This window comes from Soehngenia sp. (assembly GCF_055108775.1).
The window spans coordinates 1-11,734 of record NZ_JBSQIL010000054.1 but is presented as its reverse complement, the minus strand read 5'-3'; the positions used below and the strand labels follow the sequence as shown (position 1 = coordinate 11,734).

Here is an 11,734-nt window from a genome sequence, read left to right as displayed (position 1 = left end):
ATCTTTTTATTATTTTTCTTCTTTTAATATAATATTCAATAATAATGCTGTGATAGTGCCTGTACTTATTCCAGATGAAAACAATAGTCTTAGTCCAGATGGAAGATTTGAAATTATATCTGGTCTTACTGTTACCCCAAGACCTAATCCAATAGAAACTGCAAGAATCAATAGATTACGGTTGTTCATTTCAACTCTACTAATAGTTTTTATACCAGATGATGCGACCATACCAAACATGATAATTCCTGCGCCACCTAAAACTGGTGCTGGCATTATAGCTATCAAAGCTCCCAATTTAGGGAAAATTCCTAATATTAGAAGGATTATCCCCGAAACAACTACTACATGTCTACTAGCAACTCTTGTCATTGGTATAAGTCCAACGTTTTGACTAAAGGAAGTATTTGCTCCTGCTCCAAAGAAACCAGCAATTGTGCTTCCAATTCCATCAGCTAATAATCCTGCCCCTATTTCTTTATCTGTAAGGTCTTTGCCAGAAGCTTCTCCGATTGCTTTTAAACATCCTACGGTTTCAATTGAAGTTACTAGATATGCCGCCACAAAAGGAACAACAGCAGCTAGACTAAAATCTACTCCATATTTAAATATAGTTGGTAACTCTAGCCAACTTGCATTAGCAACTTCTCCAAAATTTAACAAACCAAAAGGATATGAAATAATGTAACCAAAAATAATTCCTATCATAACTGCTGCCGAAGATATTAAACCTTTTGCATATCGATTTAATAATATAATCAAAATCATTACTGAGATCGCAATTGAAATGTTAAGCAAGCTTCCATATGTAGGTGAGCCATAGCCACCTGCTGCCCAATCTATCGCAACTGGTAAAAGTGTTATCCCTATTAGTGTGACTACAGTTCCTGTTACAATAGGTGGAAAAATTTTCATTAGTGGTTTTATAAATCTACTGATTATTATTTCTATGAAAGAACCTAAAATTGTACCTCCAAATATTCCTGGAAGCCCCAAAGTAGATCCTACAGCTATTGAAGGAGCAACAAAAGTGAAGTCAGTTCCCATCACACAGGCTACTCTTGCCCCAACTGGACCAATCCCTCTTGACTGGATAATTGTAGCAACACCAGCCACAAATATAGCTGCACTAACTAAATAAGAAATATCTTGAATGTTCAGTCCAAGGGCACCTCCCACAACTAATGGAACTGCGACGATACCCCCAAATGCAGCTAATATGTGCTGAAAACCCAACAATATTGACATTAATAATGGTGGCTTGTCTTCAACCCCATATAGTATAGATTGATTTGTTTCGTTTACTGATTTCCCAACCTCAATGTTTTTTATTGTTTCATCCACTTTTACCTTCCTCCTCTCATTATTAGTTAAAATATACACGATTATTGGAATCATATGTATATATGATATTTACAAATTTTTCTGAATTATTAATTATTTAAATGTATACTTTCTACATATTTCTTCAATTAAAAAAACACTGCTTATTTAAGATCTAAGCAGTGTTTTTTACAAATAAATTTATTTATTTAACTTATTGCTATGACCGTGTTCAACAGATGGAGATGCATTCGTAGCTTGAGGGAATAAATCCATCAATTTATATACCAAAGGATCCATATCTGTACTAACATGTAATCCTAATTCTTTTGCTACATCAACTGTTATAGGATAGTCATGTGTCCAAAAACCTTGAGTTAGCATATTAGAAATGTGTTTTTTTTCTTCTATAGAGTACGTATCTGGTAATAATGAAATTATAGAATTATATAATTGATTAATAGCTTTTTGTGCTACATCTGCCATTATCAAAGTTTCATCATCTATTTTATCAACTGATTTTTTATTCAAAACATTAACAATAGAAGGCGCAGGATATTGACCAAGTTGCGGATCAACTGGTCCTAGCATTGCATTTTCACTCATGATAATGTCGTCAGCAGCTAATGCTATTAATGTACCTCCTGACATAGCATAATGAGGTATAAATACCCTTACCCTACCTTTGTGATTTCTCAATGCCCTCGCTATTTGAAGTGAAGCTAAGGCTAAACCACCAGGTGTGTGAATGATTAAGTCTATAGGCATTTCATCGTCTGTCATTTGTATAATTCTCATCAATTGTTCTGAATCATTTATGTCGATATATCTCATTACTGGAAAACCAAAAAAACTCATGCTTTCTTGTCTATGAATAAGAGTGATAACTCTTGAATTATTTTTCTCTTCTAGCTTATGAATTATTCTCTTTCTAGCAGATTTCAATGCTTGTTGTCTTATTATAGGTTGCATTATAGAGATGATAAAAAATATCATGAATATCTCAAAAAACATTTTCATTCCCTCCTTCACACATGCAATTCTATAGTATTTTTACCCAAATTAAATCTGCTTAAGCATATGGCTAACTTGAGCTAATGTCTATTTATTTCACAAAGGATTTCATTGTAAACTTCATAAAAGCTTAAATTGTTTTTAATACATATTTTTTTTACTTCTTCATATTCAGGTTGTATCCTAAAACTCCCATTTTCTAAGTTGATTTTCTTAGCTGTCATTTCCCCATATTTTGTATTTACCTTCACTATTTCTCGCTCTAACATTTTTCTTTTAATCTTTTGCTCTCTTATACCTAGCGAAGTAGTATTTATAAAAATTATCTCCTCTAATTTATCTTTATAAATATTCTTTGATATTACACTAAGCATATACGAAGGTCTATTCTTTTTCATATATATGGGGGTAAAAAACACATCATTTGCCCCATTTTCAAGTAATCTTTCAAAAACAAATCCTAAGTTTTCTGAAGTTATATCATCAATATTTGTTTCTAGCAAAATTACATCATCTTCGTCATAGTAATCACTTTCTTCTATTTCAATCTCAAATATTCTTAATATATTAGCCCTCGAAAAATCTTTTGATCCTGCACCTAAGCCTATTCTTTTAATTCTAAATTTATGTGGCATCTTATTTTTTGAATTTAAAAAAGCCGCAATTCCTGCACCTGTAGGAGTTATCATTTCACCTTCTTCATCAGTTAAATTCATAATTAAATCATTTTGTGCAAATATATTTGCTACTGCTGGAACTGGAACCGGTAATATCCCATGTTGTATTTTTACAATTCCTTTTCCTTCAGATATAGGTGAAAAATATATTTCTTTGATTCCTAATTCATCAATTAAAATAGCAGTAGCTGCAATATCAACTATAGAATCAACCGCTCCTACTTCGTGAAAATGCACTTCATATATATCTAAATTATGTGCTTTAGCCTCAGCTTTAGCTATTATTTCAAATATTCCTTTAGCTATTTTCTTAGCATTATCTGAAAGCATTGAATCGTCAATGATTTTATTAATATCATTTAGATTCCTATGTTCATGATTATGATTGTGCTTTTTTTTGGCTGCCTTTAATTTCACTGAATAACCAGGCTTAATTTCTTTTATATTATTTGTTTTATATATATTATCTTCTGAGTTCAAAATTACATCAAATTTCAAAGCAGATATTGAATTTTTAAGCACTTTCTCTATATTTATCTTAAACCCCTCTATTTTTAAGCTATTTAAATAATATAATAATTTTTCTTGATCTAATCCCAAATCCAATAGTGCAGCAACTGTCATATCTCCACTGATACCAGAATTGCATTCAAAATATAATGCTTTATTTGCCATTTGAATTCACCACCAATTGATTGATTTGGTTTGCAATATATCCAGCGCCAAATCCATTATCAATATTTACCACAGCAATTCCTTCTGCACAGGAATTTAACATTGTAAGTAGTGAAGATATTCCGTTAAAATTTGTTCCATATCCCACTGATGTGGGAACAGCAATTAGCGGTTTATCTACCATACCTGCAATAACTCCTGGCAAAGCTCCTTCCATACCGGCTACTGCAATAATACAATTTGCATTTGATATCTCATCTATTTTTGATAAAAGTCGATGTATACCTGCTACTCCAACATCATAAATTCTCAATACTTTACTTCCAAAAAATTCAGCAGTTTGTGCAGCTTCTTCAGCAACTGGTATGTCTGAAGTCCCCCCTGTGCAAATGGCAATATTACCTAAATTTTTGTAACTTGACCTTTTTAGTTTTAAAATTCTAGATAAATCGTCATATTCTACATTTTCTATTATTTCTTTTATACTTTCGAACTGTTCTTTTGATGCTCTTGTGCCCATGACATCAACATCATTTTCAGCAAAATGTTTGAATATATTAATTAAATGATCTTTCGATTTTCCTTCGCATAATATGACCTCTCCATATCCCTTTCTTACTTTCCTATGATGATCAAGTTTTGCAAATCCTAGTTCTTCATATGGCATTTTTTTTAAAGTTTTAACAGCATCTTCAATAGAAAGCTCATCTTTTTTTACTTTTTTCAAAATATCCTCTAATTCCATGTTTTCACATCCTTAAAAATTTATATTAACATCCATGCTTCCTGATCTGAATCCTTCAATATCAATAGTTATATAAGTAAATCCATTAGATTTTAATAAATCTATTATTCTATCTGAATTCTCCAACAATCTGTACATATCGTCTTTTTTTACTTCTATCCTAGCTATTTCATCATGAACCCTAAGTCTAACTACATCAAACCCCATTTTTTTTATCTCATTTTCACAAATGTCAATCCTATTCAATAAATTTAAATCAATTGTTGTATTATATGGTATGCGAGTAGCAAGACAAGGTGCTGAAGGTCTATTTGCAACCTTTATGCCTAAATCATTAGCCCATTTTCTAACAGTATTCTTATCAATGCCAAGCTCTGCTAACGGGCTTTTTATATCTAGCTCTTTAAGAGCTTTTAACCCTGGCCTATATGTTGAAAGATCATCAAAATTAGTGCCATCGATTATATTTTTGACATCATTTGCTTTAGCAAAATCTACAAGTTTTTGAAACATAAATTTCTTGCAATTGTAACATCTGTCAATTGTGTTATTCAGAATCTCTTCATTCTGGAATTCATCAATTTCAATTATTTCATGGGAAACATTCATTTCATTTGCTAAATCAGTTGATATATTGATATCATTCATTGGGTGAAGCTTAGTATGAAAAGTAACAGCATGTAATTTATATTTATTATCTCTATTAATATAAGAAGCAATTTTTAAAAGCAAAGTGCTATCAACTCCACCGGAAAATGCTATACAAAGCCCATCTTCCATTAACTCTTCGATTCTATCAAATAGCATTTCTATCTTAATCATTTTTATCACCTTTATGATCAAGTAATTTTTCAAATGCTATTCTTTCACTGCCATCTTTTAAATATATTTTGCCGCAATATATATAATTTAGTCTTTCCATTATTCGTTGCATAGGGATATTTTTAATATGTGTATCAACTTTAATGCTGTATACTCCATTGTCTTTACAATATTTTTCTACGTTTTCCATTATTTTATATGAGTATCCTCTTCCTTTATAATTCTCATTTATAGCTATCCTATGGATTACTGCATACTCCCCATTGCTAAGCCACTGACCATCATATATTTTATTGTATGTTTCCTCTCCGTCAAAAGAAATTGCAACATATCCTATTATATAGTCATTCTCCGATAAAACAAACCCGTATCCTTTATTAATATCATCTATTATTATTTCTTCATTAGGGTAATTGTTTTGCCATTGATCGATTCCTTTTATTCTAAAATTTTCTTGAGCTTTATAAATTATGCTCATTATTTGAGGAACATCTTTTATTGTAGCTTTCCTAAATTCCATAAACTCACCTCTTTATTATTTTGTATCTCTAATTATAATAATAGATAGGTTTATTTACAATAAAAAAATACTTCCAAATAAGGAATCTTGGTTGAATCAATATTCCTTATAATGTAGAATTTATGCAAAAAATTGGCAATGAGTATTGAGGTGGAAATAGGCCATCTGATTTTAATTTATTTATTTATGTAGATGATAAAAAGGAAGGGAATGATTATAATTATTTAATTACCAGTGGTTATAATAAGACACCTATATCGAATGAGGAAATTGACAATATAGATGGGTATGAAACTTGGACAATATATGATAATATAAATTAATATTAGGTCTATGAACAAAAGATAATTATTTCGTTTCTTTCTTTTTCTGTTAATATTGTAATCAGCATTAGCATTAACAACAATATACCCATTCTCTGTTAATACAAAATGAGCTATTAAACTACCTTCCATATCAAGAAACTTGTAAACTTCTGTTTTTATAATTTTAAAGCACCCTGTTCAGAATTATATATCTGAACAGGGTTTTACTATTTTCTAATTCTGTAAAAAATTTAGATTATAGTTTATAGCTATTTCATAAGTAGGCGAAATAATTCATGAAATAATTCAATAGAGTTTACACTCCACACAGAAAACCATATTCACACTTTCCTACACATTTCTCTTGAGTGATAAATTTATATTCTTTCTCTGTTTCCAGTTTAGAAAAAATATTAACAATATCATTTAAAATATAGCTTTCTTGTATATGATCAAATTTTACTTCTAGTTTTTTACCATTATCTAATAAATAGATATACATATGATTTATCTCAATATTAGGGTAAATTTTTTTGATTGCATATTTGTATGCAACAAACTGAGGCGTATAATCTTTTATTATTTTCACCTCTTCATCAATGCTATTCACTCTGTTTGTTTTATAATCTATAATATCTATTTTCTTCTCTCCATTTTCGTCATAAATATCTATCCTATCAATAATTCCATAAAGTATTAAAGAGCTCTCCAATAATCTAACTCTAAACTCAAACTCAGTTTTTACTGACTTAGTGATTTTTTGATTATTTTCTATTTTTAAGAAGTTATCAATAAGCTTATATATCCTAGTCTTTTGAGTCTCTTTTATTTGACCTAAACATTTTTTAATTTCTTTTTCAATATCTATTTCTCTATCTAGTATTAAATCCTCTAATACTCCATGTATGAATGATCCTAACTTTATAGCATCCATCTGATCTTTTGCATTTGGATTGTTTTCTAAATCATCTTCATATTTTTCTAAAATAATATCTCTATTAAATTTATTATCATCCAAATATAGAACATATCTATAAAAATATTTTCTTGGGCAATCTTTAAACATCATGTACTTGGAAATACTAACAACAGATTTTGAATAATAATCAATTTTAAAATTAATATTATCAAGAACTTTTGTTGTATTTAGGCTATTAAATTGTCTATTGAGCGATGATTCTTCACTGATGTAAACATAATTATCAAATGATTTAGTTAGCTCTTCATATTTATTAAAAGGTAAATTCCTTAGTTCACCAAATATTGTCTTTGCATTATTCCTTTTTTCTATACCACTTAATGACAAAAACCTAATCGCACGAGTTATGCCCACGTAAAGAATTCTTAGCTCTTCATATCTATTTTCTATTGCCTTTTTATTGACTATATCATTAAACATTGCATCTGTTTTTGAATTTTTAAAACACAAGCCTAATCTAGCACTATCTACAGTGGATGTATCATATATAAAGTTTTCATTATTATCTTTAGTAAGCTGATAATCAAGGGCTGGAATAAAAACAGCTTCAAATTCAAGTCCCTTTGCTGCATGTATCGTCATGATTTTAACTGCATCGCTATTTTCAGTATCCAAAAATGCCACTGGTTCCTGATCTGATTCACTGGATAAATTATCAATATACTCAATAAATTCAAGTGGCGAATAAATCCCCTTATTATCAAATTCAATTGCTATTTCTAAAAATTTTTCATAATTTCTATATTTCTGCAAGCCATCATCTTGAATTAAAAGAATTTTTTGTATGTCTAGCTCATGATCAACAAGTTTAATTAAATCGTGTATCTTTAAAAAAGAAGCTTTTTGCTTTAAGTCAAACAACAAATCAGTTTTAGGATTCAATCCTTTCGCCAATTCTAAGTCATCAGTGCTTTTAATGTGAGAAAATATCTCTATCACATCATTATCAGATAAGCCAACAAAAGGACATCTCATCAATGCCAAAAATGATCTTTTCTCATCTTGGTTATACATAAACTTAATCAAATTAATTAAATCCTTTACCTCTTGTGAGTCATAATATCCTATTCCTCCAAGCACAGTATATGGAATGTTTTTTTCTTTTAATGCGTTTTCAAACTCTTTCAAACTATTTCTATTTCTTAGTAGTATTGCAACATCTTTATATTGTATGCCCTTATTGTTTAATTCAGCTACCTTATTAGCTATGAAATTGGCTTCTTTTATTCTACTATCACTTTCATTTTCTTCAAGCAGTGTCATTAGTTCTTCAGAAGATACTTTGCTTTCTCTCAACTTTTTAATATTTAATTTATTATTTGTTTCCTCTTTTGAATTATCGATAAATGTAAAGATAAACCCAGACTCTCCTTCTAATGAGTTTGTAGTTTCAGAAGGTTCATATATTTCCATGATCCTATTAAAAATGTCGTTTGTTATTTCTACTATTTTATCATGACTTCTATAGTTTTTTAACAAATTCATTCTTTCTCCATTTTGTTGGATAATTGAAGTAATCTGATCAAATACCTTGTAATTAGCGCCTCTGAATTGATAAATTGATTGTTTAATATCACCAACAACAAATAGCTTCCCATCTTCAATTTTCCCATTATCCTCAGCCAAATATAACAATATTTTTAATTGAATTTCGTTAGTATCTTGAAATTCATCCACTAAAAAGTATCTGAATCTATTTTTTAACTTTTCTCTGGTTTCTTCGCTTTTTTCTAAGATCTCTAAAGTATATCTTTCTAAATCATTAAAGTCCATTAAATTCAATGATCTTTTTTCTTCCTGATATTTTTCATCAACTGCGTTTACCATTTCCAATATAAAGTCGATAACTAATTGACAATCTCTATAATTCTCATCATTCTCATAATAATTTACAATGTTATTTGTTGAATATTCAATAGCTTCTTTTATGCTATCTCCTCTAGTTGTTATTTCTTTATATATACTCAGAATTTCATTGAGAATTTGAGTTTTTAAATCGTATTTTACTTTAACACTTGAAAAATACATATCAAAACAATTGTGGTATCTATCATCTTCTATGAATAAATTCAATATTTCTTCTGCACACTTTTTTAAAATTGCCTGTCTATCAATGTTTTCAATAATTTTATACATTGGATCAATCCCAATTAGGTAGTAATTCTCCTTGATTATATCATCGCAGAAACTATGAAATGTTGAGATGTTTGAAAGAACCATATTTTCTTTTATCTCATTAAGTTTAGATACCATTTCATTGTCTTTCTCATCTTCTAAAAATTCATTTATTAGGCCTAATATTCTCTCCTTCATCTCCAATGCAGCTTTTTTAGTAAATGTAATTGCTACTATTTCATCTATTTTTGCATCTGTATCGAGTAATATCTTTAAAAATCTCCTAGTTAAAACTCTTGTCTTTCCAGAGCCAGCTCCTGCATGTAAGGCGATATTTTTGTTTATATCTAATGCTTTTGCTTGTTCTTCATTTACATTGTATCTTTGCATTATTTGTTCTAAATCAATCATATTGTTTCCTCTCTTTTATTCATTAGCACAATAGGATTATATCGACAGATATCTTGAAAATCGCACTTATAACCATAGTTATTAATGTATTTGCATTTCTTTGGCAGTGTAAATAACCCTTTATTTATACCTTTTATGCTATTTTCTATGAAGTTTTTATTAATATGAGTAAATATTACATCTAAATTTTCTTCTAAAACTGTATTGGTTTTTCGATCTATATCGAGAATTTTTCTCGTTTCATCAACAATTACTCCTGAAATTTTAGGTTTTCCTCTTTCAATTGTTTTATTTATGTCATAATACACTAGAGCAACACAGTTAGGATTTAACCCTTTTGATTTAAGCAATTTTTCCACAGCAGAATAATATATGATAACCTGTATTGCATCACCTTTTAAAATATCGCTTAACGACCCTGCGTTAGACATTTTGTAATCATATACTATGTACCTTCCTGTTGGCTTATTGCCAGAATACTCTAAATCAACTCTGTCAATACGACCATAAATCTGTGCATTTTCTGCTAAAACATCTTCTGAAAACCATTGTTCTATAAAAAATGGTCTAAAATCTATTTTCTCATTAAATTCAACGTCTACACTAATGAACTTTTTAATTTTATCGAGAATAATCCTTTTTGTTCTATCAGTTAAAATATCTTCAAGAACTAGTCCGTATTTATTGAATGCTAAATCTGCTAAATATTCAATTTTTTGTTCATCGTAAATCGTTTTATTTTGAATAAATTCTCTATAATAGTTTGCTAATATTTCATGGAATATATTCCCTTGGTTGATACTAGAAAATACGTCCTCATCCCATTTATATACACCTAATCCTTGTTCAAGAAGATATTTAAAATGACATTTGTTATATGTCATTATTTTAGAAGCGCTGTATTTAGCATCGTCAAATATTTTGTATGCTAAATTTTCATCAACCCTCCCATCATACTCTGTGTATATCTCACCATTTCTTTTGTCTTCAATACTTCGAGCCATTATAATATTTTTTAACTCTCTACTTGAAATATTACTTAATAATTGGCTGATTTCTTTTTCATGGGTCATACAATATCTCATTAAGGCTTCATTTTTAGAATATACTGAATCGAATTCAAACCTATTTTTCATTGATCTTAAAGTCTTTTTCGATGTATTTTCTCCTATCTTATACAATAGTTCATCAAGAAATTGAGATTTTGCTATATATGATCCATCTTCATTTGCTGTCCTATAACTTAAATATAAAGCTTTATTAGCTGATGCTATTGAAAATAAAAATCTTATTTTTTCTTTATCCATCTCGTATCGATTTCTATTTGTTTTTGAATTATTTAATAAATCCCTCTCCCTGTTAGAATATATCCCAGTATTATTTATTATACTAGGGATTATACCTTCATTTAAACCCATAAAAAATACATAATCATACGTCGTGCCTCTAATCACTTCAGTAGTTAATACTTTCACCCCATAACTTAGCTTATTATTTAATATGACAGTTTTTTCTCTTAGATAGAAATCAAGTGTTAATATAAACTCATTGTAGCTAATATCCCTATTATAGTACGCATAAGACTTAGCGATATTATTTAAGATATTTTCAAATTCGAATAAGGCTTTTAAATCTCTTGTCATCAAATCAAATGATATGACATTGCTGTTGTATAAATCTATAATTCTTTCCTTTAACTTAAGATCATTAATTATTTTGATAAGTTCATCCTTAAACTCCTCGAATTTAGCTTCTGATTCAAAAAGAGACAATCTTTCGCTTACCTTTTCATCAAATTCAATAAAAGACTTGCTTATTTCTCTAATCTTCGCATCTTCATTAGATAAATTATTTAAATAATTGGTCGTATCAATTCCTTTGTAAAAATTGTTTAATATATATAAAATGCCTTCTCTACTTTCTAGATCTATATATGGGCTTGATGCAATTTCTTTTAACAAATCCTTATTAAATCTGTATGTTTTCAATTTTAGAAACGAAATTAAAGTTCGTATAAATGGAATATTTGTGATTTTTTCAGATTTACTCAATGCAATATGAATGCCATATTCATTAAATATATCAAGTATTTTTTCTTCATAGGTCATCTTATCAGCGATAATCAATGCTATCCTGTATAAGTCTATG

General features: G+C 29.0%; 8 protein-coding genes. All 8 read right to left on the bottom strand.

Features of this window, described 5'->3' with window-relative positions; genetic code table 11:
* Window positions 1-9: 9 nt before the first annotated feature.
* On the bottom strand, window positions 10-1,344 hold the full coding sequence (locus tag ACTB1H_RS07350; protein ID WP_463262193.1) for a nucleobase:cation symporter-2 family protein: 1,335 nt from the start codon (window positions 1,342-1,344) through the stop codon (window positions 10-12).
* A 180-nt stretch (window positions 1,345-1,524) separates the two neighbouring features.
* Entirely contained in the window at window positions 1,525-2,337 is an 813-nt protein-coding gene (locus tag ACTB1H_RS07345) for an SDH family Clp fold serine proteinase (RefSeq protein WP_463262192.1), read from the bottom strand.
* Between the two features lie 80 nt (window positions 2,338-2,417).
* Window positions 2,418-3,689 (bottom strand): nickel pincer cofactor biosynthesis protein LarC, encoded by a 1,272-nt coding sequence (gene larC, locus ACTB1H_RS07340; RefSeq protein WP_463262191.1) that lies wholly within the window; start codon window positions 3,687-3,689, stop codon window positions 2,418-2,420.
* A complete protein-coding gene (gene larB / locus ACTB1H_RS07335) occupies window positions 3,679-4,416 on the bottom strand; it encodes a nickel pincer cofactor biosynthesis protein LarB (protein ID WP_463262190.1) in 738 nt (245 codons plus the stop codon). Before larB ends, larC begins: the two co-directional genes overlap by 11 nt.
* Window positions 4,417-4,446: 30 nt before the next feature.
* Window positions 4,447-5,256: an ATP-dependent sacrificial sulfur transferase LarE gene (larE, locus tag ACTB1H_RS07330; protein ID WP_463262189.1), complete on the bottom strand. Its 810-nt coding sequence runs from the start codon at window positions 5,254-5,256 to the stop codon at window positions 4,447-4,449.
* Complete coding sequence (locus ACTB1H_RS07325) at window positions 5,249-5,776, bottom strand: GNAT family N-acetyltransferase (RefSeq protein WP_463262188.1); 528 nt, start codon at window positions 5,774-5,776, stop codon at window positions 5,249-5,251. Before ACTB1H_RS07325 ends, larE begins: the two co-directional genes overlap by 8 nt.
* 621 nt (window positions 5,777-6,397) lie before the next feature.
* On the bottom strand, window positions 6,398-9,586 hold the full coding sequence (locus ACTB1H_RS07320) for a UvrD-helicase domain-containing protein (protein ID WP_463262187.1): 3,189 nt from the start codon (window positions 9,584-9,586) through the stop codon (window positions 6,398-6,400).
* A partial coding sequence (locus ACTB1H_RS07315; protein ID WP_463262186.1) for a PD-(D/E)XK nuclease family protein occupies window positions 9,583-11,734 on the bottom strand: 2,152 nt, incomplete at its 5' end. The genes ACTB1H_RS07315 and ACTB1H_RS07320, both read right to left, overlap by 4 nt.